Raw genomic sequence first — 26542 nt, 5'->3', positions numbered from 1 at the left:
TACCTCGTACGACGTCCCCCGAAAGGTACCTCACCCGTGCGGGCGGGCCGGCGGGTCCTGGCGGGTGTGGACGGTCCGGCCGCGGACGACGGTGCGCAGGCAGGTGGGGAGGGGTTCGCCGGGGGTGAGGTCGGGGAGGCCGGGGGTGCCGGAGCGGGGGTCGGTGGACCAGCCGGCGATCCGGGTGTCGGGGGCCTGGACGACCAGGTCGGTGGTGGCCCAGATCGCGTAGGAGGCGATCGCGCCGGGCACCAGGACGCCGTCCTGGTCGTGGCCGAGGGCGCGGTGGCCGCCGCGGGTGTGGGCGGTGAACGCGGCGCGCACCGAGATCCGGTGCTCGGGGGTGCGGTGGAACGCGGCGGCGCGGACGGCGCCCCACGGGTCGAGCGGGGTGACGGGCGCGTCGGAGCCGAAGGCCAGCGGGACGCCGGCGCGCAGCAGCGCGGCGAACGGGTTGAGCCGCGCGGCGCGTTCGGCGCCGAGGCGTTCGACGTACATGCCGTCGGGTCCGCCCCAGGCGGCGTCGAAGGCGGGCTGGACGGAGGCGGTGAGGCCGAGTTCGGCGAACGCGGCGATGGTCTCGGGGGTGAGGGCCTCGGCGTGCTCGACGCGGTGCCGCATCGCCTTGACGCGTTCGGCGCCGAGCTTGTCGCCGGCGGCGCGGACGCCGTCCAGGACGGCGCCGATCGCGGCGTCGCCGATGGCGTGGAAGCCGGCCTGCAGGCCGGCCTCGGTGCAGGCGACGACGTGCTCGGCGATCTGATCGGCCGTCAGGTAGGCGACGCCGGTGTGGTCGGTGTCGGCGTACGCGTCGTGCAGGCAGGCGGTGTGCGAGCCGAGTGCGCCGTCGACGAAGAGGTCGCCGCCGGCGCCGACCGCGCCGAGGCGCTTGGCGGTCTCGACGCCCGGTGCGCCGAGCTCGCCCCAGTAGCCGAAGACCTCGGGGCCGTCGGTCTCGGCGGCCAGGGCGAGCAGCGCGGCGAGGTCCTCGGCGGAGGAGATGTCGGGGCCGGCGCACTCGTGGAGCGCGCCGATGCCGAGTTCGGCGGCCCGGCGCAGGGTGGCGTGCTGGGCGTCGCGGCGCTGGGCGGGGGTGAGGTGGGCGAGGGCGGCGCGGCGGACGGCGTGGTGGGCGTCCTGGGTGAGCGGGCCGTCGGCGGAGTACCCGGCGTGGTCGGCGAGCGCCGGGACGAGCGCGCGCAGGGCGCTGGTGGCGAGGCCGGAGTGGACGTCGGTGCGGGAGAGGTAGAGGGCGGCCCCGCCGGCGGCGGCGTCGAGTTCGGCGAGGGAGGGGGCGCGGTGCTCGGGCCAGCGGGTCTGGTCCCAGCCGTGGCCGAGCAGGATGCCTTCGGTCCGGCCGGCGGTGAACGCGGAGACGGCGGCGAGCGCGTCGGCGAGGCCGGCGCAGTCGGTGAGGTCGAGGCCGGTGAGGGCGAGGCCGGTGGAGGTAGCGTGCACGTGGGCGTCGACGAACGCGGGAGTGACCAGGGCGCCGTCCAGTTCGACGATCTCGTCGGCGACGTCGGCGTACGCCTCGGCCGCTCCGTCGCTGCCGACCCAGGCGATGTGTTCGCCCTCGACCAGCATGGCGGTGGCGAAGGGGTCGGCGGGGCTGTAGACGTTGCCGCCGCGCAGCAGGACGGTCCGGTCGGTGCGTTCGGTCATGGCGTCCAGTCTCGCACCACGGACACCGGGCTCAGAGCTTCGGGGGGCGGGCCTCGTACGGGGTGGAGAGGACGACGGTGGTGCGGGTGGAGACGCCGGCGGCCGAGCGGATCCGGGCGAGCAGGTCCTCCAGGTCACCGGGGCCGGGGACGCGGACCTTGAGGATGTAGTTCTCGTCGCCGGCGACGCTGTGGCAGGCCTCGATCTCGGGGAGGGCGACCAGGCGTTCGGGGGTGTCGTCGGGGGCGCTGGGGTCGAACGGCTTGACGGAGATGAACGCGGTGAGCGCCAGGTCGACCGCCTCGGGGTCGACGATGGCGGTGTAGCCGCGGATGACGCCGCGCTGTTCGAGCCGCCGCACCCGCTGGTGCACGGCCGAGGTGGACAGGCCGGTGGCCTTGCCCAGGTCGGTGTAGCTCATCCGTCCGTCCTGCAGCAGCAGCTGGACGATGCGCTGGTCGAGTTCCTCCACAAGGCGTCAACCTACTCGATGAGGGCGGGGCCGTGCAGGCAGCTCACGGGGGGCGCATTCGGGGGGCACATGCCAATGGAATGTGGCGAGGAACACACGCGGTGCATCACCGTGCGCCCGAGTGCAGGGTTATGACGTGCCGTCAGGGGGAAGTGCTGCTGGTGGCCCGGACAACGAGTGACTCCGGCCCGATCCGAGGGGGATCAGATGCCTTCCACCGACCAGCGTCCCGACGTCGAGGACGAACCCGGCGCGCCCGAGCCGTCCCTGGGGACGGACCCGGGCGCGGCCGACAGCTGGGAGATCGTCCGGGTGCACTGCCCGGCCTGTGACCGCCCGATCGCACTGATCGGGGACGAGGAGCGGCTGCCGCAGCACGCGGTGCTGCCGTCCGCGTGGAACCCCTTCCAGTCGGCGATCTGCCGGGGCACCGGCGCGCCGACGGCCGACCTGCCGGAGTGCGTGGAGCAGCCGGCGCAGGACGGCTTCGACAACCTGGTGGCGCTGCCGACGGCGTTGGACTGGCGCACCCAGCCGTTCTCGCACGCGGGCGCCCACCGCGCGGTGCGGGCACTGCTGCCCGCGCAGCGCGACCGCCGGGCGGCCTGAGCCGCACGTCCCGTCGAGGGCGCCGTCCTCCGGTGCCCTCCGGGTGCTCCGCCCGGCCCGCGTAGGCTGGCCGGATGACCGACGCCTTCCCCGACCTGTCCGCGCTGTCCGCGGGCCTGCTCGCGCTGCCGCCTTCGCTGGGCCCGGTGCGGCTGGTCGCGGTGGACGGGCACGCCGGGTCCGGCAAGACCACGTTCGCGGGGCGGCTGGCGGCGGCGCTCGGCGGCGCGCCGGTGGTGCACCTGGACGATCTGGCGACCCATCAGGAGCCGTTCGGCTGGGTGGGCCGGCTGCGCGAGCAGGTGCTGGCGCCGCTGTCGCGCGGGGAGCCGGCCCGGCACGGCGTGTACGACTGGACGGCGCGGGAGTTCCGCGGCGTGCGGGAGGTGCCGCCCGCGCCGGTGGTGCTGCTGGAGGGGGTGGGCGCGGGTCGGCGGGCGGTGCGTCCGGCGCTCGCGGCGCTGCTGTGGATGGAGCTGGACGCGGCGGCGGCGCGGGCCCGCGGGGAGCTGCGGGACGGTCCGGAACTGGCCGAGTTCTGGGCGGGTTGGGCGGCGGCGGAGCGGGCGCACTTCGCGGCCGATCCGAGTCGTCCGTACGCCTCGCCGCGGGTCGACGGGATCACCGGGCGGATCGTCGGGGACACCCTGAGTGAGCCGGTTGAACTGGTCTTGACCTGCGGCGTCGTCAGGACCTAAGTTCGGCCTGTCGCGGAAATCAGTTGAATCCGCAACCACAGACACGGCGTCTCCGGCTTGTTCCCCCGTGAGCCGGAGACGCCGTTCCCCTTCGCGGCGGGGTCCGCTTCGCACCCCAACACCCGATCGTCTCGCGCCATTTGACCCGCGCGCCAGGCTTACGGATCAGCTCTGCGCCGGTACCATGCCCGCAGGCGCGCATCAGCGCCCCGAGGTCTGGCGGGGGGCGTCAGTGACGGTGGAGAGTTCCGGCGGCAAGGGGTCCGCCGCGGCGGGGCCGGATCCGGAGGCCGACCGCGCCTGGTCGCGTGCCATGGACGCGTACACGGCCGGCTCGTACGCCCGCGCCGAGGAGGAGTTCCGGGACGCGGTGCGCGTCGACCCCGGCATGGCGGACGCCTGGCTGGGCCTGCACGCCCTGCGCAGCGACACCGCCGGAGCGCTGCTGGCGATGCACCGGCACCGGGAGCGGTTCGGCGAGCAGCGCGAGCGGCACCGCCGTCCGCTCAGTTCCTGGTACTGGCTGGGCTGGTGGGTGCAGCCGGTGCTGGAGACCGCGCAGGACCTGGCCCTGGCGCACGCCTCGCACTGGCTTGACGGCCGTCATCTCACCGAGCTGGACCAGGCGTTGGCGGCCTGCCCCGCGCCGGAGCAGGAGCCCGCGGTGCGGTTCCTGCACGCCTGCCGCTCCTACCTGTTGAAGGACTGGGAGCAGCTGATCCGGGACACCGACCGGCTGCTGGACGATCCGGTGCTGGGCATCGAGGCCGGCCTGTTCGCGGGCATGGCCCGGGTCCGCCTCGACATGTGCGCGCAGGCGCAGCGCCCGCTGGCGGCCTCGCTGGCCCGCTGCCGCTCCGAGCAGCCGCAGCGCAAGGAGTTGCGGTACTGGCTGGGCCGGGCGTACGAGGGTGCGGGGCGCACGGCGGCGGCGCTGCCGCTGTACCGGGCGGTGCACCGGGCGGATCCGGCGTTCATGGACACCGAGCAGCGGCTGGCGGCGATCTCCGCCGAGGACGGGCTGCTGGACGGCGCCGGGTACGGGGAGTCGTACGGGGAGTACCGGGGCGCCGCGGTGGAGGCGGCGGTCGACCTGGTGGAGGACGGCTCGCCGGAGCCGGAGCGCGCGCAGCCGCCGGCCGGGGAGCCGCGCGGCGGGCAGCTGGCCGAACGGGCGTCCGGCGTGTCGCCGTTACCCCTGCGGCTGGGCAACTGGCCGGCGGCGGCGGTGATTCCGCCGGCCGGGCCGAACCCGGCGCCGGCCGCCCGGCTGGAGCTGGACCAGGCGCTGGCGGAGCTGGAGGCGATGGTCGGCCTGGACCCGGTGAAGCGTCAGGTCCGGGCGCTGTCGGCGCAGTTGCGGATGGCCCGGCTGCGCGCGGACCGGGGGCTGCCGGTGCAGCCGCCGAAACGGCACTTCGTCTTCTCCGGCCCGTCGGGAACCGGCAAGACCACGGTGGCGCGGATCCTCGGCCGGGTGTTCCACGCCCTCGGCCTGCTCTCCGGCGACCACCTGGTGGAGGCCCAGCGGGCGGACCTGGTGGGCGAGTTCCTCGGGCAGACCGCGGTGAAGGCGAACGAGCTGATCGACTCGGCGCTGGACGGCGTGCTGTTCGTCGACGAGGCGTACTCGCTGGCCAACTCCGGCTACAGCAAGGGCGATGCGTACGGCGACGAGGCGCTGCAGGTGCTGCTGAAACGGGCCGAGGACAACCGGGACCGGCTGGTGGTGATCCTGGCCGGCTACCCGGAGGGCATGAACCGGCTGCTGGCGACCAACCCGGGGCTGAACTCGCGGTTCACCACCCGGGTCGACTTCCCCTCCTACCGCCCGGCGGAACTCGCGGACATCGGCGTGCAGTTGGCGCAGGCCGACGGCGACGGCTGGGACGTGGACGCGGCCGAGGAGCTGGCGTCGATCTGCGGGCACGTGGTCGCCGAGGGCTGGATCGACCAGCTCGGCAACGGCCGCTTCGTCCGCACCCTGTACGAGAAGTCGTGCGCCTACCGGGACCTGCGACTGTCCGGCCAGCGCGGCGTGCCGTCCCGGGAGGACCTGGCCACCCTGCGGCTGCCGGATCTGCTCCAGGCGTACGGCGAACTGATCGACGGACGTCAGTGACGGGCGATAGCGTGCCGCGCGAGGGTCGGGTGGAGGACCCGTCCCCGCGAGGAGGAGCGGCCGTGCGTCGTGTGCCCTGGTACCTGTCCCTGCCGATCACCCTGGCCGTGATCGCGGCCGTGTTCCTCGGGGCGGCGAAGCTCGGCTGGCTGCCGGGCGTGGTCGACCCGTTCGAGGAGCGGACGGTGGACCGCAGCCAGCCGGTGGTCCTCAAGTCCGTGCAGAACATGAGCCGTTACACCGCGGCGACCGGCAACTTCCAGGTCGTGGTGGACCTCGCGCAGGAGGCGAAGTTCCTGCCGTCGGCGCTGCTCGGCACCCGTTCGCTGTACGTCGGCGCGGGCAGCGTCGGCGCGTACGTGGACCTGGGCCGGCTCGGGCCGGACGCGGTGAAGGTCTCCGAGGACCGCCGCACCGCGAGCATCGTGATTCCGCACGCCCAACTCGCCGACGCCGCGCTGGACGTGAAGCACTCGTACCTGTTCTCGCAGGAGCGCGGGCTGTTCGACCGGATCGGGGACTTCTTCTCCTCCGACTCCGGCGAGGACCAGCACAAGGTGGAGCTGCTGGCCGTCGACAAGATCCAGCAGGCGGCGAAGGACACCGAGTTGACCGCGACGGCCGAGAACAACACCAGGGCGATGCTGACCGGCCTGCTCGGTTCGCTGGGCTTCACCTCGGTCACGGTGACCGTGGCGTAGGCGCCCTCCGCCGCCCGTCTCCCGGGTCAGGCGCCGGTGATCTGCCACCACTGCTGGGACTGGAAGTTCTTCGCCCACAGCTGGGCCTGGGCGCCGTTGCCGGCCAGGTTGATGTCGCGGTCGACGACGGTGTTCAGGTTGTTGTTGAACCGCTGGTTGTAGATCGCCAGGTCGTTGGCGCGCATGAACCACTGCTGCTGGGTGGTGCCGTTGCACTGCCACAGCTGCAGCCGGGTGCCGTTGTTGCCGCCGCCGTTGGTGTCGGCGTCCAGGCACATGCCGGGGAAGCGCACGCTCTCGATGCTGTAGTCGCTCCAGGAGATCCACTCCTGCTGGGTGGTGCCGTTGCAGCCCCACACCTGCACCCGGGTGCCGTTGGCGCCGTTGTTGGCGTCGGCGTCCAGGCACTGGCCGGTGACGGCCGAGTACAGGCTGTGGATGCGGATGTAGGTGCCGGTGACGGTCGCCGCCCCGGGCCGGACGCCGACCGCGTTCCGACCGAGCGTCAGGTCCGCGCCGGCGGTGGTCGGCGCGGCGGCCTGGGCGGTGGCGGGGAGCAGCGGGGCGGCGAGGGCCGCGGCGGCGGCGAGCAGGACGGCGGTGGTGCGGAGTCGCATGGTGGGTCCCCCCAAGTGCTTGAGCGCAACCGGGCCCCTTGCCCGGTGGTGCGGGCGAGCGGCACCCACCGTAGACGAGCCCCGCGGACGCCGGAATCCCTTGATGGGGCACCGTCAAGGTTGGCCGGAAACACCGCCCGGACGCTCCCCGACGCGCCGTCAGCCGTGCACGACGGTCCGGCCCCCGATGACCCAGGCGGACGCCGGGACCGGGGTGCACCTGGTGGCCCGGGGCGGGTTCTCGGGGTGCAGCAGGTCGGCGCCGGCCCAACCCGCCCGCAGCCGGCCCTGCGCGTCGGCCGGGTAGAAGGTGAGCCCGGTCTCGGGGTGCCACCCGGCCGGTCCGGTGGTCGGCGCGCTGCCGTCGGCCGGTGTGGCCACGGCGCCGGCGACCGGGCCGGTGACGGTCACCGCGCCGCCGTCCACCACCAGGCAGTCCACGTCGAACTCGACCCGGACGGTGCCCTCGCCGTCGAAGACGTGCTCGACGACGGCGTGCCCGCCGGTGCGGCCGTTCTCGGTCCGGGCCTCCACCCGGGCGGTGAGCCGCTGGCCGGGGTTGGGGCCGGGCCCGCCCTGGTTGAGCAGGGTCCAGCTGTGCACGCCCAGGTGCCGTCCGGCGGCCGGCGCGGCGGCGGCGGGGCCCGCCGCCCCGACAGTTCCGGCCACCAGCGCCACGGTCGCCACGCCCACGGCGGCGGCTGCACGGTCGAGCTTTCGCATCGTCAATTCTCCGTCACTGCAAGGGAATCGGGCGTTCGCCCGACGTCCTTCATCCTTCCGTCCCGGCCGCCGGCCGCCCTCCGCCCGGCGGACGAACCGCGCTCCGCACGGCGGACGAGAACGCCCTCCTCCCTGCGGGTGGCCCGCTCCGCCCCGACGTCACCGCGCAGCAGGAGGTGCGGCCTTCCGCCGCAGCGCACGGGGCGGCCCGGCCCGCACGCCGCGGACCCCGTCGGAGAAGTGCGCCAACGGCGGCCCGGCCGGGGCGGGCAGCCCGGCCGCCGCGGTGAGGCTCTCGGTGGCCTCCTCGCAGGTCGCGGCGCGCAGCGGCCACGGCTCGTGGTCCACCGGGACCTCCCAGAACAGGCCCGCGTGGCGGGTGTACGCGCGCCACCTGGAGGTCAGCCAGATCTCCAGGTCGGCGGGGACGACGGCGCCGCCCGGGCGCAGCCGCACCCGGTAGGCGGCGCCGCCGCCCGCCCGGCGCCCGGCGTAGTCGATCCGCTCCCCGCCGTCCTCGACCCGCAGCCGGCCGAGCCGGTAGGGGGCGCCCAGCAGGGTGCGGGCGGCGGCGACCACCAGGGGGTGGGCGGCCTCCAGGGAGAAGAACCAGAGGCCGTCCCGTCCGTCCGGCCCCCGGACGTAGGTGCGCAGGTTGGTCTCCGGGAACCGGCCCGGCCCGGGCAGTGGCAGGCGGCCGGCCAGGCGGACGTCCGCCATGGTGAAGGGGGTCAGCCCCACCCACGCCCGGCCGGCCCACTCGTCGACGGTCAGCCCGGCGGGGAGCAGCCGCTGGACCGCCCTCGGCTCGTAGGGCCAGTGCAGGAAGGCCAGCCGCAGCCAGTCCATCCGCAGGGCGACCGGGGCGGCGGGCGGGTCGGCGTGTCGCTGCGTCATGGCCGGCGTCTACCCGGAGCCGGCCGCCCCACCGCCCCGGCGGCGGACCACCCGGGGGTCTTCGCGGTGCCCGGTCGCGGGTGCGGCAGGTGCCTCAGCCGGTCGGGGCGGCCGCCTCGACGCCGGTCAGGAAGGCGGCGAGGATGCGGCGCAGGCGGGGTTCGACCTCGACGACGGCGTGCCCGAGGCGGGGGTCCGAGGTGTAGAGGGCGCGGACGGCGGGGCCGGGGGTGGCGATCTGCCAGAGGGCGCCGGCCATGCCGGTGGCGGTGGCGGCCAGGTCGAGCACCTGCTGCTCCGTCAGGCCGAGCAGGCGGTTCAACTCGGCGCCGATCAGCGCGACTTCGTCCAGCGTGACGAGCTTGAAGGTGCGCACCGCGTCCAGCGAGACGTTGCGTTCCAGGTTGAGCGGGGCCTGCGCCAGCAGGTCGCAGAACATCGGGCGGGCCGACAGCGTCGCGGCGAGCAGCTCGGCGACCTCGGCGGGGGTGGCGTGCGCGCGGGCCGCCAGGTCGGCGCGCAGGGCGGCGGACCACTCGCGCCAGCCCTGGGCGGTGAGCTCCAGGAAGATCTGCTCCCTGGTCTCGAAGTACCGCAGCAGCGCGGACTTGTGCATGCCCACCTCGGCGGCGATGTCGGTCAGGGTGACCTCGCGGATGCCGCGGCCCTCGCCGAGCGCCCGGGCGGCGTCCAGGATCGCCCCTTCGCGGGCCTGCTTGGCCTCGGCGCTGCGGGCCCGTCGGAAGGCTGGCTCAGTCATGTGCCCATCATAGGAGCAGCTAACACAACGCTGTTGCGCTATTAAGAGAACGGTGTTGTACTAATGGCATGAGCGAAGAAGCGCGCACCACCCGGCAGCAGGTCTGGTTCATCACCGGTTCGTCCCGCGGCTTCGGCCGCGCCCTGGTCGACGCCGCCCTCGACGCGGGCGACCTCGTCGTCGCCACCGCCCGCCGCCCCGAACCCCTCGCGGAGGAACTCGCCGGCCACGGCGACCGCGTCCTCACCCTCCCGCTGGACGTCACCGACCCGGCGGCCGCGCAGGCGGCGATCGACGCCGCCCTCGCCCGCTTCGGCCGCATCGACGTCCTGGTCAACAACGCCGGGTACGCCAACGTGTCGCCGGTGGAGACCTCCGACGACGCCGACGTCCGCGCCCAGTTCGAGACCAACTTCTGGGGCGTCTACCACGTCACCAAGGCGGCGCTGCCCGCGCTGCGCCGCCAACGGTCGGGCACCGTCGTGCAGTTCTCCTCCATCGGCGGGCGGGTCGGCGGCTCCCCCGGCATCGCCTCCTACCAGGCCGCCAAGTTCGCGGTCGACGGCTTCACCCGCGTCGTGGCCGCCGAGACCGCACCCTTCGGGATCCGGTACATGGTGGTCGAGCCCAGCGGCTTCGCCACCGACTGGGCCGGCTCCTCGATGACCGCCCACCCCGTCCCCGAGGCCTACGACGAAACGGTCGGCGCGATGAACCGCCGGGTCCGGCAGGGCGGTTCGGGCGGCGCCGGCGACCCGCGGCGGGCCGCCGCGATCATCGTCCGCACGGTCCGGCGCGGCGACGTCCCGAGCCACCTGCTGCTCGGCGTGAACGCCGTGACGATGGCGCTCGACTGGTCGCGCCGCCAGCTCGCCGAAGCCGGCGCCTGGGAACGGGTCAGCCGCTCCGCCGACTTCGCCGAGCCCTACCCGGTGGACCTGCCGCCCGCGGCGTGACAGCCGTCACGGCCTTTCCATGATCGTCCGGACTGCCGGACCGCCCCGCCCGGCCGCCATGATGGACCCTCGCACCGGGGCAGGGGCCCCGGGCCGCACGGACGGGGGTCGGAACATGTCACCGCACGGGATCGGGTTGTACGCGGGCGCGGCGCTGGTGGTCGGCGGCGGACTGCGCACCCTGGCCCTGACCGCCCCCGGCGGCCCGGACGGCGGCCCGCGCGAAGCGCTGACCGCCCTGGCCCGGCGGCGGCCGTGGGTGACGCTCGCCCTGTTCGCCGTGCTGGCGGTCATGGCCGTGGTGCAGTACGCGGCACCGGGCGTGGTCGACGGACTCGGCCGCCGGCCCGGGGCGCTGACGGACGGTCAGTGGTGGCGGGCCGGGACGGCGCTGCTGGTGCAGTCCTCCGGCGCGGCGCAGATCGCGGTCAACCTGCCGGCGCTGCTGGTGGTCGGCGCGGTCGCCGAACCGGTGCTCGGGCGGTGGCGCACCCTCGCGGTGTTCCTGGCCTCCGGCGTCCTGGCGCAGGCCGTCAGCCTGGCCGGCTGGTCGGTCCGCGGCGGCGGCGACTCGGTGGCGATCTGCGGCCTGCTGGGCGCGCTCGCCGTCGCCCTCCTCGCGGCCGGCCCGCTCGCGGAGGCCCGGTGGGCGCTGCTGGTCCCCGCCGGGGGCGTCCTGCTGTGCGCCCTGCACAACAACCACGGGGCGGGCCTGCTGGCAGGCTGCCTGCTCGGCCTGGCCCTGCTCCCCCGCACCGGGCCGGCGCCCCTGACGGCCCGCTGACGGCGCTCGGCCCCCGCCGCGGAACCGCGACGGGGGCCGAGGAGCTGCGCGGGGGCCGGTCAGCGCGCGGTGGGCGCCGGCGGGCGGTGGTCGGGGTCGTGGACCTCGCCGACCAGCTCCTCCAGGACGTCCTCCAGGGCGACCAGGCCGACCTGGCGGCCGTCCGCGTCGACCACGGCCGCCAGGTGGGCGGCGGCGCGGCGCATCGCGGCCAGCGCGTCGTCCAGCGGCAGGCCGGAGCGCAGCACGGTGATCGGACGCCACAGCCGGTCCGGGACGGGCGCGGTGAGGTCGTCGACCTCCAGCGAGTCCTTGACGTGCAGGTAGCCGAGGACGGCGCCCCGCTCGTCGGTGACCGGGAAGCGCGAGAAGCCGGTGCGCACCGCGAGCTGCTGGATCTGCTCGCCGGTGACCGCGCGGTCGACGGTGACCAGCTGGTCGGCCGGCAGCATCACCTCGGTGACCGGGCGGCTGCCCATCTCCAGGGCGTCCTCCAGCCGTTCGCGGCGGGTGTCGTCCAGCAGGCCGGCCTCGCCGGAGTCGGCCAGCAGGTGCAGCAGCTGCTCGCTGGTGAACACCGAGTTGACCTCGTCCTTGGGCTCGACCCGGAACAGCCGCAGCACGCCGTTGGCGAAGGCGTTCAGGAACGTGATCGCCGGGGCCAGCCAGCGGGCGAGCCGGTCCAGCGGCGGGCCGAGCCAGAGCGCGGCCTTCTCCGGTCCGGCGAGCGCCAGGTTCTTCGGCACCATCTCGCCGATCACCATGTGCAGGAACACCACCACGCTGAGCGCGATCGCGTAGCTGAGCAGGTGCATCGCCGAGTCGGGCACGCCGAGGGCGTGGAAGGCCGGCTCCAGCAGGTGCGCGATGGTCGGCTCGGCGAGCGCGCCGAGCAGCAGCGAGCAGACGGTGATGCCGAGCTGGGCGGCGGCCAGCATCGCGGAGACGTTGGACAGCGCGTGCAGCACGGTGCGGGCGCGCCGGTCGCCGGCCTCGGCGAGCGGTTCGATCTGGCTGCGGCGCACCGAGATGACGGCGAACTCGGCGCCGACGAAGAACGCGTTGCCGAGCAGCAGGAGCAGCGAGAAGGCGAGTTGCAGGGCGCTCATCGGTGACCGTCCTGGTCGTCGTCATGGTCGTGCTCGGGGCGGGTGCGGCGCACCTCGACCCGGCTGGTGCGGTGGCGGTCGACGGCGGTCACCGTCATCTCCCAGCCGGGCAGGTCGGCGCTCTCGCCGACCGCCGGGAGCTTGCCGAGCAGGTCGGCGAGGAGTCCGCCGAGGGTCTCGTACGGGCCGTCGGGGGCGTTCAGGCCGATCTTGGCGAGCTGGTCGAGCCGGGCCCGGCCGTCGGCGTCCCAGACCGGCAGTCCGTCGCGCGGGGCGAGCGGGCGCAGGTCGGGGGTGTCGTCGGGGTCGTGCTCGTCCTGGACCTCGCCGACGACCTCCTCGACGATGTCCTCGATGGTGGCGACGCCGGCGGTGCCGCCGTACTCGTCGACCACCACGGCCATCGGCTCGCGTCGGCGCAGCAGGTCGAGCAGCCGCTCGACGGGCAGCGTCTCGGGGACCAGCAGCGGCGGCGACGCCAGGTGGCGGACCTTGGTGTGGTCGCGGCGGTCGGCGGGGACGGCGAGCGCGTCCTTGAGCGTGACGGTGCCGGTGACCTCGTCGAGGCTGTCGCTGTAGACCGGGAAGCGGCTCAGGCCGGTGGCCCGGGTGAGGTTGAGCACGTCGCTCGCGGTGGCGTCCTGCTGGAGCGCGGCGACGTCGATCCGCGGGGTCATCACGGACTCGGCGGTCAGTTCGCGCAGGCCGAGGGTGCGGACGAACAGGACGGTCGACTCCTCGTCCATCGCGCCGGCCTGGAACGAGTGCCGGGCGAGGGCGACCAGTTCGTCGGCGGTGCGGGCGTGGCCGAGCTCCTCCTGCGGTTCCACGCCGAAGGCCCGGACGATCCGGTCGGCGGAGCCGTTCAGGAACGCGATCAGCGGGCGGCAGGCGGCGGAGAACACCCGCTGCGGGCCGACCACGGCGTACGCGACCTGCATCGGGTGGGAGATCGCCCAGTTCTTCGGGACGAGTTCGCCGATCACCATCTGCAGCACGGTCGCCAGCACCAGGCCGACGATCAGCGCGGTGCCGCGGGCCGCCGAGGCGGGCAGGCCGATGCCGGTGAACACCGGCGACAGCAGGGTGGACAGCGCCGGCTCGGCGAGCATGCCGACCACCAGGGAGGTGATGGTGATGCCGAGCTGGGCGCCGGAGAGCTGGAAGGACAGCCTGTGCAGGGCCTTGGACAGGCTCTTCGCACGGCGCTCGCCGGCGGCCGCGGCGCGTTCCACGGTGCCGCGGTCGGCGGTCACGAACGCGAACTCGGCGGCCACGAACAGGCCGTTGGCGAGGATCAGCAGGAAGGCCGCGAACAGCATGAGCCAGGCGGTGGTCATCGGGCCGCCCGCCCTTCCCGGCTCGGAATGTGCACGGCGGCGCGGGTACTACCGGACGGATCGTCCATCGAGGGGAGGTGTCACTCCTCAGGTCGCGGGTCGGCGCGGAAAGCCGGACACTGGTGGGCTTTGCCGCGGTTTTACCAGCGTAGACGATACCCGAACGGTTTCCCGGGCCCGGTTCGGCCCGGGCGTCCGGGGCGTGTCAGGGCGCGCTCAGCTCCGGGCGGCGCCGCGCTCCTCGACCAGGTCGCGGAGCGCGCGGGCCGCGGTGACGGCCTGCTCGCGGCCGCCGGCGGGCTGGATGCCGACGGCGGCCAGCGCGGTGCCGTCGGCGAGGTCGAGCATCACCCACGGGTCGCCCTGCTTGAGGTTGACCCGGAGCACCTCGGCCCAGGCCAGCCGGCGGCTGCGGACGAAGTTGACCACGGTCAGGCCGTCGGCGTCGGCGACCACCTTGGGGCGGGCCAGCATCAGGCCGACCGCGGCGAACAGCAGGCCGCTGATCACCATCATCACCCGGTCCCTGAGCTGCCAGTTCTCCGGCAGTGCCACGGCGAGCACGGTGAACAGCAGGACCATCACGCCGCACAGCGTGAGCAGCACGGCGCGGTTGCGGCGGGGCGCCCAGGTGACGGGGAGGGCGGCGGGGGTGGACATGCGGTGGCTCCCGGAAAAGGCGGGGGCCGCCGCGGCGGGCGGCCCCCGTTCTGACGGAGGGTCAGAGGCGGCAGGCGTGGATGTTGGTGACCAGGATGGCGCGGGCGCCGATCGACCAGAGGTCGTCCATGATCCGCTGGGCCTCCTTGCGGAGCACCATGGCGCGGACCGCGACCCAGCCCTCGGTGTGCAGCGGCGACACGGTCGGCGACTCCAGGCCGGGGGTGAGCGCGACGGCCGCGCCGACCTTCTCGGCCCGGATGTCGTAGTCCATCAGCACGTAGCGCCGGGCCACCAGCACGCCCTGCAGGCGGCGCAGGAACTGCTCGACCGCCGGGTCCTCGGCGGCGCCCTTGGGGCGGATCACCACGGCGTCGGAGACCAGGATCGGCTCGCCGAACACCTCCAGGCCGGCGTTGCGCAGGCTGGTGCCGGTCTCCACCACGTCGGCGATCACCTCGGCGACGCCCAGGTGGACGGCGGTCTCCACGGCGCCGTCCAGCTTGGTGACGGTGGCCTTGACGCCGTGCTCGGCGAGGTGCTGCTCGACCAGGCCGGTGTACGAGGTGGCGATCCGCAGCCCGTCGAGGTCCTGCACGGAGGCGATCTCGGCGCCGACCGGCTTGGCGAACCGGAAGGTGGAGGCGGCGAAGCCGAGCGCGAGCACCTCCTCGGCGTCCGAGGCGGAGTCGAGCAGCAGGTCGCGGCCGGTGATGCCGACGTCGAGCCGGCCGGAGCCGACGTAGACGGCGATGTCCCGCGGGCGCAGGAAGAAGAACTCGACCTGGTTGTCCGGGTCGACCAGGACGAGTTCCTTGGCGTCCTTGCGCTGCCGGTAGCCGGCCTCATGGAGCATCTCCGCCGCGGGACCCGAGAGCGAACCCTTGTTGGGGACGGCGATGCGGAGCATGAGAGGCGAACCCTTCGTTGGCTGTGCGGGGTGGGGTTTACAGGTACTTGTAGACGTCTTCGAGCGTCAGCCCGCGAGCGACCATCATCACCTGGACGTGGTAGAGGAGCTGGGAGATCTCCTCCGCCGCCTCCTCGGGCGACTGGTACTCGGCGGCCATCCAGACCTCGGCGGCCTCCTCGACGACCTTCTTGCCGATGGCATGAACGCCCTGCTGCACGAGCTGGGCGGTGCGGGAGGTCGTGGGGTCGCCGGTGGCGGCCTTCTGCTGGAGCTCGGTGAAGAGCTCCTCGAATGTCTTGGAAGCCATGATGACCTCACCTTACGGGGTGCGGGCGGACGGACGGTAAACGGTTTCGCACCGTGGACAGTCCGCTGGACATCCGGCGGCCCGCCCGCGGTGCGATCGTCCGATCAGCGCCAGGGCTCGGCGACCTCGCGCAGCGCCGCCGCGGTGGCGACGGCGGCGGTGACCGCCTCGTGGCCCTTGTCCTCCGTGGAGCCGGGCAGCCCGGCCCGGTCCAGCGCCTGCTGCTCGGTGTCGCAGGTGAGCACGCCGAAGCCGACCGGGACGCCGGTCTCCACCGACACCTGGGTCAGGCCGAGCGTCGCGCCCTGGCAGACGTAGTCGAAGTGCGGGGTGCCGCCGCGCACCACCACGCCCAGCGCCACCACCGCGTCGTACCCGCGGCCGGCCAACTGCTTGGCTGCGACCGGCAGTTCGAAGGTACCGGGGACGCGGACCACGGTCGGCTCCTCGATCCCGAGTTCCTTCAGCGCGCGGTGCGCGCCGTCCAGCAGTCCGTTCATCACCTGCTCGTGCCACTGCGCGGCGATCACCGCGACCCGCAGGTCGGCGCAGTTCTTCGGGGACAGGACGGGGGCTCCGTGGCCGGCCATGGCTCGTTCCTCTTTCGGCGGTGCGTCAGAACGCTTGCGGGGGGTGCTACTTGGCGTCGTCGTCGAGCCACGGCAGGTCGTGGCCCATCCGGTCGCGCTTGGTGCGCAGGTAGCGCAGGTTGTGGGCGCCGGCCGCGGTGGGCAGCGGACGGCGGGCGGCGACCTTCAGGCCGTGCTCGGTGAGCGCGGTCTGCTTGGCCGGGTTGTTGGACAGCAGGGTGAGCGAGCGCACCCCGAGGTCGGCGAGCATCTGCGCGCCGATCGAGTAGTCGCGGGCGTCGGCGGGCAGCCCCTGGTCGAGGTTGGCGTCGACGGTGTCGCGGCCCTGCTCCTGGAGTGCGTACGCGCGCAGCTTGTGGGCCAGGCCGATGCCGCGGCCCTCGTGGCCGCGCAGGTACAGCACCACGCCGCGGCCCTCCTCGGCGACGGCGCGCAGCGAGGCCTGCAACTGCGGGCCGCAGTCGCAGCGCAGCGAGCCGAACACGTCGCCGGTCAGGCACTCGGAGTGCACGCGCACCAGCACGTCCTCGCCGTCGGGCAGCTTCCCGTCGGCGTCCAGGCCGCCGGCCACCAGGGCCAGGTGCTCGACGCCGTCGATGGTGCCGCGGTAGCCGACGGCGGTGAACTCGCCGTGGGAGGTGGGCAGTCCGGTGACGGCGGCGCGGTCGACGTGCAGTTCGGTGCGGCGCCGGTAGGCGATCAGGTCCTCGATGGAGATGATCGCCAGGCCGTGCCGGCGGGCGAAGGCGTGCAGTTCGGGCAGCCGGGCCATGGTGCCGTCGTCGTTGACCACTTCGGCGATCGCCCCGGCGGGGGCGAGGCCGGCCAGCCGGGCCAGGTCGACGGCGGCCTCGGTGTGGCCGGGGCGGACCAGCACGCCGCCGTCGACGGCGCGCAGCGGGAAGACGTGGCCGGGCCGGGTGAGGTCGCCGGGCTCGGTGCCCGCCGAGGCCAGCAGCTTGACGGTGCGGGCCCGGTCGGCGGCGGAGATGCCGGTGTCGACGCCGTCGCGGGCGTCCACCGACACGGCGTAGGCGGTGCCCTTGCGGTCCTCGTTGACCTGGGTCATCGGCGGCAGCTTGAGCCGGTCGAGGTCCGCGCCGGTCATCGGGGCGCAGATCACGCCGGAGCTGTACCGGACGGTGAAGGCCATCAGTTCGGGGGTGGCGGCGGACGCGGCGAACACGATGTCGCCCTCGTTCTCGCGGTCCTCGTCGTCGACCACGATCACGGCGCGGCCGAGCGCGATGTCGGCGATCGCGCGCTCCACCGGGTCGAGGGCCGGCGGCTCCCCGGCGGCGGTCGGTTCTTCGGACCGGTCGGCGCTCATGCGGCGACTCCCTGGGCGCGCGGGGCGGTTCGGACGGTGCGGGCCTTCGTCCACCAGCTGACCAGGCCGGCCAGCACCAGGACGAAGTAGATGGTGAAGGTGAGCGCGGAGAACACGTAGCCGTGGGCGTAGCTGTACGGCACGCTGATCACGTCGACGGCGATCCAGGCGAACCAGAACTCCACCCAGCCGCGGGCCTGGGCGTACATCGCGGCGAGCGTGCCGGTGAAGATGTACGCGTCCAGCAGCGGGTTCCAGGAGAGCTTCGGGTACGCGGCGAACAGCGCGGCGACGGCGGCGGTGCCGGCCGCGAGGGCGAGGACCAGCACGGCCCGCTGGGTCCAGGAGGCGAACCGCACGGTCACCTCGCCGGTGTCGCGGCGGCCGCGGTTCCACCGGGTCCAGCCCCAGACCGCGGTGACGATGACGATCGCCTGCTTGCCGATCAGTCCGGGCATCTGCGCACCGAGGTACGCGGTGATCAGCACCGCGCCGGCCAGCAGCTGGGCGGGCCAGGTGAGCACCGAGCGGCGCCAGCCCAGCGCGAGGGCGCCGAGCCCTATCAGGTTGCCGACCATGTCGGCGATCTTCACCTGCTCGCCGAAGGCGGTGAAGCTGTCGGTCATCACGCTCACTTGGATTCCCCCAGGGTGTCGGGCAGTGCACGGGTGTCGAGCAGTCGCTCCACGTACTTGGCGAGCACGTCCACCTCCAGGTTGACGGGGTCGCCGACGGCCTTCGCGCCGAGCGTGGTCAGCGCGAGCGTGGCGGGGATCAGCGAGACGGTGAAGGAGTCGGCGGCCGCTTCGACCACGGTGAGGCTCACCCCGTCCACGGTGATCGACCCCTTCTCCACCAGGTAGCGCGAGATCGGCTGCGGCAGGCTGAAACGCAGCACCTCCCAGCGGGGATTCCCGTCCGCGTCGGGGTCGCCCGGGGCGCGGGAGAGCAGGGTGCCGGTGGCGTCGACGTGCCCCTGGACCAGGTGGCCGCCGAGTCGGGCGCCGAGCGCCATCGCCCGCTCCAGGTTGACCCGGGAGCCGGGGCGGAGCGCGCCGAGGCTGGAGCGCTGCAGCGTCTCGCGCATCACGTCGGCGCTGAACTCGCCGTCGCGCCGCGCCAGTCGGTCGTTGTCGTCGAGCACGGTCAGGCAGACGCCGTTGACCGCGATGGAGTCGCCGTGGCGGGCGTCCGCGGTGACCAGCGGGCCGCGCAGGCGGATTCGCGAGGATTCGCCGATCTCCTCGATGGAGACGACCTCGCCGAGCTCTTCGATGATGCCGGTGAACACCCGGGTTCTCCTCGCGCTTGGGGCGCGGACTCCGGGGCGGCGATCGGGAGTTGACTGCGGACGCGGCGTGCCGGGAGCGCCCCCGCGAGGCCCCGACCGACCGGTCGTGGCACGGGTGTCCGCTGCCGTCATGCCGTGCTTCCGCACCCCGGCCCTCGGGTGGGCCGTGGTGTGAACACACCTGTCCGCGCGCACGCCTCCCATCCGGACTTTGACCGTCGGTCCAGGAATTTCACCTGGTCAACCGGCCGCTGGCTGCGGACGGGTCGCGGACTGTAACCGCCGGCTCGGAATTTCACCGACCCCGGAGTGCGCTGAACGTCACTGCTACTGCACCAGCATTGTTGCACGCGCATCCGCTCCGATGGCAAGGACGCGTCCTGTGGCCTGCTTCACGCCCCGGTCGCAGGGTGGAGGTGAACGGGCTTCCGTACGGGGGCTCCCGGCCGAGGAGTTGAGCAGCGATGGCACTTTTCATGGACGTCCACCACGGGATGGCCGGCATCACCGCCGAGCAGTTGAAGGCCGCGCACGAGGCCGACCTCGCGGCGCAGGGCGAGGAGGGCGTGGAGTTCCGGCAGGCCTGGGCCGACCCCGACTCCGGCACCGTGTACTGCCTGTCCTCCGGCCCGTCCCGGGAGGCCGTCCAGCGCGTGCACGAGCGCACCGGGCACCCGGCGGACGAGGTGCACGCCGTTCCGCTCCAGGTCTGAGCCCCTCCGCCGGTGCGGCGGGCGCAGGCGTCGGCCCCCCTGCCGCCGGGGCGTGGGCGCGGGTAGGGTCGGGCCACGTGATCTTCGATGCCCTCGCCGCGGAGGCGATCCACGACCCGGCCCGGCTGCGCGAGTTGTACGAGCAGCCGAGCCCCTTGGTGCAGCGCAAGCAGGTGGACCGCCTGCACGAGGCGGCGCGCCGGTTCATCGGCTGCTCCTCGCTGGTCTTCCTCTCCACGGCCGACGCCGACGGCAATTGCGACGCCACCCCGCGCGGCGGCCCGCCCGGCTTCGTCGCGGTGCTGGACGAGCGGACCCTCGCCGTCCCGGACGCCACCGGCAACCGGCGGCTCGACAGCCTGCACAACATCGCCGCGACCGGGAAGGCCGGACTGCTGTTCGTCGTGCCCGGCCGGGAGGCCACGCTGCGCGTCAACGGCCGGGCCTGCGTCAGCGCGGACCCGCGGCTGCTGGAGCGGCTGACCCCGGTCGGCAAGCCGCCGCGCACCGCGATCGTGGTGTCGGCGGACGAGGTGTACGGGCACTGCCCGAAGGCGTTCCTGCGCGGCTCGGCCTGGCGTCCCGGGCAGTGGCTGCCCGCCGACGCGGCGCCCAGCTCGGCCGAGATCACCCTCTCCCACGTGGGCGACCCGTCGCTGACGCTGGATCACATCGTGGCCGCGGAGGAGGAGTCGCTGCGGCTGCGCTACGAGTGATCCGCCGGCCCGCCGGGCGGGTGCGGCGGCTCGTGCATGCTGGAAGGCACGGGAACGCCGCATAGGCGGAACTTTGGGGGGTCATAGCTTCGACTTATGACGACATAAGCCGGAGCACCGTACCGGTCGCGCCCGCCCGCCGGAAGGCTGGCGGTACGCGCCCAGAGCCGAACAGGAGTACCTGCCCATGTCCCGCCCCGTCCGGGTGGCCATCGTCGGTGCCGGTCCCGCCGGGATCTACGCCGCCGACGCGCTGCTGAAGTCCGAGCTGGCCACCGCCCCCGGCGTCTCCATCGACCTGATCGAGCGGCTGCCCGCCCCCTTCGGCCTGATCCGGTACGGCGTCGCGCCCGACCACCCCCGGATCAAGGGCATCGTCACCGCCCTGCACCAGGTCCTCGACAAGCCGCAGGTCCGGCTGCTCGGCAACGTCGACTACCCGGGCGACCTCTCCCTGGACGAGCTCCACCGCTTCTACGACGCCCTGGTGTTCGCCACCGGCGCCGAGGCCGACCGCGACCTGAGCATCCCGGGCATCGGACTCGAGGGCTCCTACGGCGCCGCCGACTTCGTCTCCTGGTACGACGGCCACCCGGAGGTCCCGCGCGACTGGCCGCTGGAGGCCGAGCAGGTCGCCGTCCTCGGCGTCGGCAACGTCGCCCTCGACGTCGCCCGGGTGCTCGCCAAGACCGCCGACGAGCTGCTGCCCACCGAGATCCCGCCGAACGTCCACGCCGGCCTGGCCGCCAACCGCGCCGTCGAGGTCCACGTGTTCGGACGACGCGGGCCCGCGCAGGCCAAGTTCTCCCCGATGGAGCTGCGCGAACTCGACCACTCCCCCACCATCGAGGTCGTCGTCGACCCCGAGGACATCGACTACGACGACGCCTCGATAGCCACCCGGCGCGCCAACAAGCAGGCCGACATGGTCGCCTCGACCCTGGAGAACTGGGCGATCCGCGACATCGGCGACCGCCCGCACCGCATCCACCTGCACTTCTTCGAGAACCCGGTGGAGATCCTCGGCGAGGACGGCCGCGTCGTCGCCCTGCGCACCGAGCGCACCCGGCTCGACGGCACCGGCAACACGGTCGGCACCGGCACCTACCGCGAGTGGCCCGTCCAGGCGGTCTACCGGGCGGTCGGCTACCGCTCCGACGAGCTGCCGAAGCTGCCGTTCGACGCCCTCTCCGCGACGGTCCCGCACGAGGCGGGCCGGGTCCGGGAGAACGGCGCCCACCTCCCCTCCGTCTACGTCACCGGCTGGGTCAAGCGCGGCCCCGTCGGCCTCATCGGCCACACCAAGGGCGACGCCAACGAGACCGTCGCCTGCCTCGTCGCCGACCACGCCGCCGGCGCCCTCCGCCTCGCCGAGGAGCCGGCCGAGTCCGCCGTGATCGGCTTCCTGCGCGCCCGCGGCGTCGACTTCACCACCTGGGAGGGCTGGCACCTCCTCGACGCCCACGAGAAGGCCCTCGGCGAGGCCGAGGGCCGCGAACGGGTCAAGGTCGTCGACCGCGTCGCCATGCTCGACGCCTCGCGCAGCGACCGGGTGACGGAGCGCAACGCGGGCTGACCCCCGGGGGCGCGCGGCCTACCGGCCGGGAGGCCGCGCGCCCCTCCCTTCCCGCTCACATCGAGATCGTCGCTTCCGCCGCCTCCACGACCACCGGATCGTGGGTCGCGACCAGCGCCGCGCAGCCGCGGGCCGTCGCGGTGCGGGCGATCAACTCGGTGAGGGCGCCGGCCTGTTCGCGGTCGACGGCGGCGGTGGGTTCGTCGATGAGGAGCAGTTCCGGTTCGAGGAAGAGGGCCCGGGCGAGCGCGACGCGCTGCCTCTCGCCGCCGGAGAGCCGGTCCGCGCGGTGGCGCAGCCGGTGCCCGAGGCCGACCTCGGCGAGCGCCGACTCCGCCGCGGCGCGCAGCCGCCCGGCGGGGCGGCCGGCGACGGACGCCGCCGCGAGCAGCTGTTCGACGGCGGTGAGGCCGCCGAGCAGGTTGCCGCTCTGGAACATGTAGCCGATCCGTTCGCGCCGGGCCCGGGCCCGTCCGCCGTCGCTCAGCGCGGCCAAGTCGGTTCCGCCGAGCAGCACTTGCCCGCTGTCGGGCCTGAGCAGCGCCCCGGCGACGGCGAGCAGGGTGGACTTGCCGGAGCCGGACGGGCCGACCAGGGCGGTGAGGGCGCCGGGCCGGCACTCCGCGTCGACGTCCCGCAGGACGGGCGTCCTCGCGTCGCCGTGGCCGAGCGAGACGGTGATGCCGCGCAGGGTGAGTGAGGTCATCGTCCGGCTCCCAGCATGGTCATCGGGTCGGCGGTGGCGACCCGTCGGAGGGTGAGGGCGGCGCCGGCGAGGGCGGCGAGGGCGACGGCGCCCATGGTGGTGGCGAGGGTCGAGGCGGGGAGGCTGAACGGGACTTCGGCGCCGACCAGCAGTCCGACGGCGGAGGCGAGCGCCGCGCCGGCCAGGGTGCCGCCGAGGACGACGGCCGCGGCCTGGGCGAGGGTGTGGCCGAGGAGCCGGCGGCGGGAGGCGCCCATCGCGCGGAGCAGGGCCAGTTCGGGCTGCCGCTGGACGGTCCAGACGCCGAAGAACGCGCCGACGACGAGCGGGGCGATCAGGTACAGGAAGAACTGGATGGACGTCATGGTGACGCGTTCGCCGGTGTAGCCGGGTGCGGCGGCGTACGCGTCGGTGAGCGTGACGGTCCGGGTGCCGAGGTCGCGGTCGGCGGCGGCGAGGTCGGCGGCGGCGCCGGCCCGCAGGGCGATCGCGCTGTACTGCTGCGGGAGTTCGGCGGCGGGTGTCCTCGCGCCGGGGGTGGTGAAGCGGATCCGCTGCCAGGTGCCGAGGGTGGTGTAGCCGGCCGGGACGTGGCCGTAGGAGGCGCGGTCGGTGATGCCGGTGACCTTGAGGGCGATGCCGAGCCGGTCGACGGTGAGGGTGTCGCCGATCGCGACGCCCTCGTCGGCGAGCTTCCGGGAGATCACCAACTGGTCCTCGCCGCCGAGGCGTTGGCCTTCGTCCGCGCCGGGGTCGAGGAAGGAGCCGGGTTCGACGCCGAACGCGGCGAGGTCGACCTCGGTGTGCCGGTCGGTGGTGCCGCGGGTGATGGCGACGCCGAGCGGGACGGCCCGGACGCCGGGGCGCTGCTGCCAGCCGGCCAGGGTCTCGGCGGGGACGAGGCTGCGGGCGAACTGGTCGGACTTGGCGTCCGGGGAGAACGCCAGGTGGGTGGCGGGCAGCCGGCGGAGGGCGGAGACGGTGTCGTCGCCGAGTCCGGTGGTGAACCCGGAGACGATTCCGACCAGGGCGGCGACCAGCAGGACGACGCAGCCCATGAGCAGGAAGCGGCCGCGGGCGGCCTTGAGTTCGAGCAGGGCGAGGTACACCGTGCTCCTTCCGAAGGGGGAACAAGATGGGGACAGTGCGTCCCCAAGATAGAACATGGCGACGCTGCGTCCCCAACCTGGGGTGGCGGCGCTCCTAGACTGTCGGGGTGCCGAAGATCAGTGCCGCCACGGTCGCCGACCACCGCGCCCAGCAGCGCCGGGCGCTGGTGGCGGCCGCCCGTGCGCTGCTGGAGAGCGAGGGCGACGCCGGCGCGGTCACCTTCACGGCCGTCGCCCGCGAGGCCGGACTGGCCCGCAACAGCGTCTACAAGTACTTCTCGGACCGCGCCGACCTGCTCTCGGCGGTGGTGCGGGAGTCCGCACCGCGGTGGACCGAGCGGATCGCCGCCGCGATGGCCGCCGCCGACACCCCCGAACAGCGGGTCGCCGCGTACGTCCGCGCCCAGTGCGAGCTGGTCCGCGACGGCGAGCACCGGATCGCCCGCGCGCTGGCCGGCGACCGGGACGCCGCCGCGCTCCGTGAGGCCGCCGGCCACGCGCACCGCGAGCTGCTCACCCCGCTGGTCGCGGCGCTCGCCGAACTCGGCGACGACGCGCCGGAGTTCACCGCCCAGCTGATCCAGGGCCTGGTGAACGCCGCGGTCACCGCCCTGGAGTCGGGCGCCCCCTACCGGCCCACCGCCGAGCGCGCCGAGGCCCTCGCCGTCGCCGCCCTCACCGCCCTGAGGCCGTCCGGGAGTTGACGCGTAGTCTGCTCCCCGTGGAGAACAGTGCGGACACCGAGGACAGTGACCGGACCGGCTGGGCGGCGACCCGTGCGTGGGTCGAGCGGTCCCTGGCCCCGTCGGAGCGCATCGAGAAGGCGGTGCGCCTGCGCGGCGGGTGGACGTCGCAGATGCGCCGCCTGGACGTCTCGGGGCCGGACGGGCCGCGCTCGCTGGTGCTGCGGTCCTTCGTCGACGAGTTCTTCGTCCGGCACGCCGAGGGGCTGCTGACCCGCGAGGCGCGGGTCCAGGAACTGCTGGCCGGCACGGGCGTGCCGGCCGCCCGGCCGGTGGCGGTCGACGCGACGGCGGAGCACTGCGACCACCCCTCGCTGCTGATGACCCTGCTGCCCGGGACGATCCGGCTGGCGGACCACGGGGCGGAGCGGCGGGCCGATCTGCTGGCCCGTCAACTGCTGGACGTCCACCGGCTGCGGGTGGGCGAGGCGGACCGCCCGCGGACCTACCAGGCCTGGACCGGGCCCGAGCGGGTCCGGGTGCCCGAGGCGACCGGGCGGCCCGAGGTGTGGCGGCGCGCGGTGGACGTCATCCGCCGCGAGGCCCCCGCCCACCGGCCGTGCTTCCTGCACCGGGACTTCCACCCGGGGAACGTCCTGTTCGACGGGGCGGGCGACGACCTGCGGATCACCGGCGTCGTCGACTGGGTGGAGACCTCCTGGGGCCCGGCCGACCTGGACGTGGCCCACTGCTCGACCGCGCTGGCCCTGCTGCACGGCGTCCCGGCGGGCATGGACTTCGTCGACCGCTACGTCGCGGCGGGCGGTTCGCCGGCCGAGGATCCCGCCGCGCACCTGTACTGGCGGCTGCTGGACGCGCTGGCCTTCGCCCCGGACGCCGAGAAGGTCGCCGTCCCCTGGCGGGAGTCGGGCCGCACCGATCTGACGCCCCGGGTGGTGGCCGCCCGGCTGGAGGAGTACCTGCGGGCCCTGCTGGACCGCTACGCGTAGTCCCGGCCGCGCCCCCGGACCCGCGGCTGCGGGGCGGGCTCCAGCTCGGCCCGGCCGGCCGCGTCGGAGAGTTTGATCAGCACGGCCGTGAGCAGCCAGTTCGCGGTCAGCGAGGAGCCGCCGGCGGCGAGGAACGGCAGGGCCTTGCCGGTGAGCGGTATCAGCCCGGAGACGCCGCCGACGACCACGAAGACCTGGAGGGCGACGGCGGCGGCCAGGCCGGTGGCGAGCAGTTTGCCGAACGGGTCGGTGACGGCGATCGCGGTCCGCAGCGCGCGCTGCACGAACAGGCCGTACAGCAGCAGCACGGCCATGCCGCCGGCCAGGCCGAGTTCCTCGCCGACGGTGGTGAAGATGAAGTCGCTGCGCCCGGCGAACCCGATCAGGAACGGCCGGCCCTGCCCGAGTCCGCTGCCGAGCAGGTGGCCGCTGCCGAGGCTGAACAGCGCCTGCGCGGGCTGCTCGGAGACGATCGCGGGGTCGTGCACCGGCTCGTAGTAGTCCAGCGGGTGCAGCCAGGCCGCGACCCGGCCGTGCACGTGCGGCTCCAGGTCGCCGACCACGGTCGCGCCGCCGACGGCCATCAGCAGGCCGATCAGCACCCAGCCGGTGCGTTCGGTGGCGGTGTAGAGCATCACCACGAACACCCCGAAGAAGATCAGCGAGGTGCCGAGGTCGCGTTCGAAGACCAGCACCAGCAGGCTGACCACCCAGATCGCCAGCACCGGCCCGAGGTTGCGGCCGCGCGGCAGTTGTACGCCCCACACCTTGCGGCCGGTGAGCGCGAGCGCGTCCCGGTTGGCCGTCAGGTAGCCGGCGAAGAACACCGCGATGGCGACCTTGACGAACTCGTCGGGCTCGAAGGAGAGTCCGCCGATCCGGATCCAGCGCTTGGCGCCCAGCACGTCGCCGGGGAAGAACGCGGGCGCGGCCAGCAGCACCATCGCGCCCGTCATGGTCAGGTAGACGTACTTCTGCAGCAGCCGGTGGTGCTTGACCACGACCAGCAGCACCACGGCGGCGGCCGTGGCGATCACCGTCCACTGCACCTGGCTGGGCGCGGCGGGGATCTTCTGCCAGTCGCCCTTGGCGGCGTGCCAGATCGCGTACGAGTAGTCGAGGCGGTCCAGCAGCACCAGGCCGAAGCCGGTGAACAGCACCGCGAGGGCCAGGATCAGCGGGTCCGCGTACGGGGCGAAGCGGCGCACCGCCAGGTGCAGGACGGCGGTGAGGGCGGTCAGGCCGGTGCCGTAGGGCAGCAGGCCGGGCGGGAGGGCGCCGCGCAGGGCCAGGCTCGCGGCCCCCCAGCCGGCCAGACACACCGTCACCGCCAGGGCCAGCAGGCCCAGTTCGACGTTCCGGCGGTGCGCGGCGTGTCGCCGGCCCGCGCTGCGCGCGGCGGATGTCAACCGGGCCCCCCACTCGGTGGTATCTACACAGGTGTAGAACTTTGCTGTCGGATCCTCGCACGGACCCGACGCTGCG

Annotated in this window: 29 protein-coding genes and 1 riboswitch; of the genes, 11 read left to right on the top strand and 18 right to left on the bottom strand. The window is 74.2% G+C overall.

Annotated features, from left to right (window positions below; genetic code table 11):
- Nucleotides 1-30: 30 nt before the first annotated feature.
- On the bottom strand, nucleotides 31-1665 hold the full coding sequence (locus tag ACFV1L_RS30695; protein WP_380372027.1) for an amidohydrolase: 1635 nt from the start codon (nucleotides 1663-1665) through the stop codon (nucleotides 31-33).
- A 31-nt stretch (nucleotides 1666-1696) separates the two neighbouring features.
- The gene (locus tag ACFV1L_RS30690) at nucleotides 1697-2137 is read right to left on the bottom strand and encodes an Lrp/AsnC family transcriptional regulator (RefSeq protein WP_035859581.1); all 441 of its coding nucleotides are present in this window, start codon (nucleotides 2135-2137) and stop codon (nucleotides 1697-1699) included.
- Nucleotides 2138-2344: 207 nt separating this feature from the next.
- On the opposite strand from ACFV1L_RS30690, the gene ACFV1L_RS30685 reads away from it, so the two are divergent.
- The 4 genes from ACFV1L_RS30685 to ACFV1L_RS30670 all read left to right on the top strand — a co-directional run bounded on the left by ACFV1L_RS30685 (nucleotide 2345) and on the right by ACFV1L_RS30670 (nucleotide 6267).
- Nucleotides 2345-2746, top strand: a complete 402-nt coding sequence (locus ACFV1L_RS30685) for a hypothetical protein (protein ID WP_380372024.1) — start codon at nucleotides 2345-2347, stop codon at nucleotides 2744-2746.
- A 74-nt stretch (nucleotides 2747-2820) separates the two neighbouring features.
- A complete protein-coding gene (locus tag ACFV1L_RS30680; RefSeq protein ID WP_380372022.1) occupies nucleotides 2821-3444 on the top strand; it encodes a uridine kinase in 624 nt (207 codons plus the stop codon).
- A gap of 313 nt (nucleotides 3445-3757) precedes the next feature.
- Nucleotides 3758-5566 (top strand): AAA family ATPase, encoded by a 1809-nt coding sequence (locus ACFV1L_RS30675; RefSeq protein ID WP_380372050.1) that lies wholly within the window; start codon nucleotides 3758-3760, stop codon nucleotides 5564-5566.
- 62 nt (nucleotides 5567-5628) lie between these two features.
- On the top strand, nucleotides 5629-6267 hold the full coding sequence (locus ACFV1L_RS30670; protein WP_380372020.1) for a DUF4230 domain-containing protein: 639 nt from the start codon (nucleotides 5629-5631) through the stop codon (nucleotides 6265-6267).
- 26 nt (nucleotides 6268-6293) lie between these two features.
- Here the strand turns inward: ACFV1L_RS30670 and ACFV1L_RS30665 are convergent, their stop codons facing one another.
- The 4 genes from ACFV1L_RS30665 to ACFV1L_RS30650 form a co-directional block, all read right to left on the bottom strand.
- The gene (locus tag ACFV1L_RS30665) at nucleotides 6294-6884 is read right to left on the bottom strand and encodes an RICIN domain-containing protein (protein ID WP_380372017.1); all 591 of its coding nucleotides are present in this window, start codon (nucleotides 6882-6884) and stop codon (nucleotides 6294-6296) included.
- 159 nt (nucleotides 6885-7043) lie between these two features.
- The gene (locus tag ACFV1L_RS30660; protein ID WP_380372015.1) at nucleotides 7044-7607 is read right to left on the bottom strand and encodes a hypothetical protein; all 564 of its coding nucleotides are present in this window, start codon (nucleotides 7605-7607) and stop codon (nucleotides 7044-7046) included.
- Nucleotides 7608-7766: 159 nt separating this feature from the next.
- On the bottom strand, nucleotides 7767-8504 hold the full coding sequence (locus ACFV1L_RS30655) for a YqjF family protein (RefSeq protein ID WP_380372012.1): 738 nt from the start codon (nucleotides 8502-8504) through the stop codon (nucleotides 7767-7769).
- 94 nt (nucleotides 8505-8598) lie between these two features.
- Nucleotides 8599-9264, bottom strand: coding sequence for a TetR family transcriptional regulator (locus tag ACFV1L_RS30650; RefSeq protein ID WP_380372009.1), 666 nt, complete (start codon nucleotides 9262-9264; stop codon nucleotides 8599-8601).
- A 68-nt stretch (nucleotides 9265-9332) separates the two neighbouring features.
- Here ACFV1L_RS30650 and ACFV1L_RS30645 point away from each other — a divergent pair, with 68 nt between their 5' ends.
- Both ACFV1L_RS30645 and ACFV1L_RS30640 read left to right on the top strand, forming a co-directional pair.
- On the top strand, nucleotides 9333-10220 hold the full coding sequence (locus ACFV1L_RS30645; protein WP_380372007.1) for an SDR family NAD(P)-dependent oxidoreductase: 888 nt from the start codon (nucleotides 9333-9335) through the stop codon (nucleotides 10218-10220).
- A gap of 115 nt (nucleotides 10221-10335) precedes the next feature.
- The gene (locus ACFV1L_RS30640) at nucleotides 10336-11004 is read left to right on the top strand and encodes a rhomboid family intramembrane serine protease (protein ID WP_380372004.1); all 669 of its coding nucleotides are present in this window, start codon (nucleotides 10336-10338) and stop codon (nucleotides 11002-11004) included.
- A 59-nt stretch (nucleotides 11005-11063) separates the two neighbouring features.
- Here the strand turns inward: ACFV1L_RS30640 and ACFV1L_RS30635 are convergent, their stop codons facing one another.
- From ACFV1L_RS30635 to ACFV1L_RS30595, 9 genes are all read right to left on the bottom strand, one after another.
- Entirely contained in the window at nucleotides 11064-12113 is a 1050-nt protein-coding gene (locus tag ACFV1L_RS30635) for a hemolysin family protein (RefSeq protein WP_380372002.1), read from the bottom strand.
- Complete coding sequence (locus ACFV1L_RS30630; protein WP_380371999.1) at nucleotides 12110-13453, bottom strand: hemolysin family protein; 1344 nt, start codon at nucleotides 13451-13453, stop codon at nucleotides 12110-12112. The genes ACFV1L_RS30635 and ACFV1L_RS30630 overlap by 4 nt, the downstream gene beginning before the upstream one ends.
- Before the next feature lie 216 nt (nucleotides 13454-13669).
- On the bottom strand, nucleotides 13670-14113 hold the full coding sequence (locus tag ACFV1L_RS30625) for a PH domain-containing protein (RefSeq protein WP_380371998.1): 444 nt from the start codon (nucleotides 14111-14113) through the stop codon (nucleotides 13670-13672).
- A 61-nt stretch (nucleotides 14114-14174) separates the two neighbouring features.
- Complete coding sequence (hisG, locus tag ACFV1L_RS30620; protein ID WP_380371995.1) at nucleotides 14175-15023, bottom strand: ATP phosphoribosyltransferase; 849 nt, start codon at nucleotides 15021-15023, stop codon at nucleotides 14175-14177.
- A 37-nt stretch (nucleotides 15024-15060) separates the two neighbouring features.
- Nucleotides 15061-15333: a phosphoribosyl-ATP diphosphatase gene (locus ACFV1L_RS30615; RefSeq protein ID WP_035859611.1), complete on the bottom strand. Its 273-nt coding sequence runs from the start codon at nucleotides 15331-15333 to the stop codon at nucleotides 15061-15063.
- Nucleotides 15334-15437: 104 nt separating this feature from the next.
- Nucleotides 15438-15923 (bottom strand): 6,7-dimethyl-8-ribityllumazine synthase, encoded by a 486-nt coding sequence (ribH, locus tag ACFV1L_RS30610; protein ID WP_380371992.1) that lies wholly within the window; start codon nucleotides 15921-15923, stop codon nucleotides 15438-15440.
- A gap of 46 nt (nucleotides 15924-15969) precedes the next feature.
- Entirely contained in the window at nucleotides 15970-17253 is a 1284-nt protein-coding gene (locus ACFV1L_RS30605; RefSeq protein ID WP_380371990.1) for a bifunctional 3,4-dihydroxy-2-butanone-4-phosphate synthase/GTP cyclohydrolase II, read from the bottom strand.
- Entirely contained in the window at nucleotides 17250-17879 is a 630-nt protein-coding gene (locus ACFV1L_RS30600) for a nicotinamide riboside transporter PnuC (protein ID WP_380372047.1), read from the bottom strand. The genes ACFV1L_RS30605 and ACFV1L_RS30600 overlap by 4 nt, the downstream gene beginning before the upstream one ends.
- Before the next feature lie 5 nt (nucleotides 17880-17884).
- Nucleotides 17885-18544, bottom strand: coding sequence for a riboflavin synthase (locus ACFV1L_RS30595; RefSeq protein ID WP_380371987.1), 660 nt, complete (start codon nucleotides 18542-18544; stop codon nucleotides 17885-17887).
- 188 nt (nucleotides 18545-18732) lie between these two features.
- Nucleotides 18733-18860: riboswitch (FMN riboswitch) on the bottom strand.
- Nucleotides 18861-19008: 148 nt separating this feature from the next.
- Here ACFV1L_RS30595 and ACFV1L_RS30590 point away from each other — a divergent pair.
- From ACFV1L_RS30590 to ACFV1L_RS30580, 3 genes are all read left to right on the top strand, one after another.
- Nucleotides 19009-19257: an SCO4226 family nickel-binding protein gene (locus ACFV1L_RS30590; RefSeq protein WP_380371984.1), complete on the top strand. Its 249-nt coding sequence runs from the start codon at nucleotides 19009-19011 to the stop codon at nucleotides 19255-19257.
- Between the two features lie 77 nt (nucleotides 19258-19334).
- Nucleotides 19335-19973 (top strand): MSMEG_1061 family FMN-dependent PPOX-type flavoprotein, encoded by a 639-nt coding sequence (locus tag ACFV1L_RS30585; protein WP_380371982.1) that lies wholly within the window; start codon nucleotides 19335-19337, stop codon nucleotides 19971-19973.
- Between the two features lie 187 nt (nucleotides 19974-20160).
- Nucleotides 20161-21549, top strand: coding sequence for an FAD-dependent oxidoreductase (locus tag ACFV1L_RS30580; RefSeq protein WP_380371979.1), 1389 nt, complete (start codon nucleotides 20161-20163; stop codon nucleotides 21547-21549).
- Between the two features lie 55 nt (nucleotides 21550-21604).
- Here the strand turns inward: ACFV1L_RS30580 and ACFV1L_RS30575 are convergent, their stop codons facing one another.
- Together ACFV1L_RS30575 and ACFV1L_RS30570 are read right to left on the bottom strand one after the other, a co-directional pair.
- Nucleotides 21605-22255, bottom strand: coding sequence for an ABC transporter ATP-binding protein (locus ACFV1L_RS30575; protein WP_380371976.1), 651 nt, complete (start codon nucleotides 22253-22255; stop codon nucleotides 21605-21607).
- Nucleotides 22252-23364, bottom strand: coding sequence for an ABC transporter permease (locus ACFV1L_RS30570; RefSeq protein ID WP_380371974.1), 1113 nt, complete (start codon nucleotides 23362-23364; stop codon nucleotides 22252-22254). The genes ACFV1L_RS30575 and ACFV1L_RS30570 overlap by 4 nt, the downstream gene beginning before the upstream one ends.
- Nucleotides 23365-23471: 107 nt before the next feature.
- Between ACFV1L_RS30570 and ACFV1L_RS30565 the strand changes: the two genes are divergently transcribed.
- Together ACFV1L_RS30565 and ACFV1L_RS30560 are read left to right on the top strand one after the other, a co-directional pair.
- Nucleotides 23472-24068: a TetR/AcrR family transcriptional regulator gene (locus ACFV1L_RS30565; RefSeq protein ID WP_380371972.1), complete on the top strand. Its 597-nt coding sequence runs from the start codon at nucleotides 23472-23474 to the stop codon at nucleotides 24066-24068.
- A gap of 8 nt (nucleotides 24069-24076) precedes the next feature.
- Nucleotides 24077-25057, top strand: coding sequence for a phosphotransferase family protein (locus ACFV1L_RS30560; RefSeq protein WP_380372045.1), 981 nt, complete (start codon nucleotides 24077-24079; stop codon nucleotides 25055-25057).
- On the opposite strand, the gene ACFV1L_RS30555 is transcribed toward ACFV1L_RS30560, so the two are convergent.
- Nucleotides 25048-26466, bottom strand: a complete 1419-nt coding sequence (locus ACFV1L_RS30555; RefSeq protein ID WP_380371969.1) for an FtsW/RodA/SpoVE family cell cycle protein — start codon at nucleotides 26464-26466, stop codon at nucleotides 25048-25050. The genes ACFV1L_RS30560 and ACFV1L_RS30555 overlap by 10 nt on opposite strands.
- Between the last annotated feature and the right edge of the window lie 76 nt (nucleotides 26467-26542).

Origin of the sequence: Kitasatospora sp. NPDC059646 (genome assembly GCF_042734615.1) — a bacterium.
Taxonomy (GTDB): Bacteria; Actinomycetota; Actinomycetes; order Streptomycetales; family Streptomycetaceae; genus Kitasatospora.
This window is presented reverse-complemented; position numbering and strand designations above follow the sequence as displayed.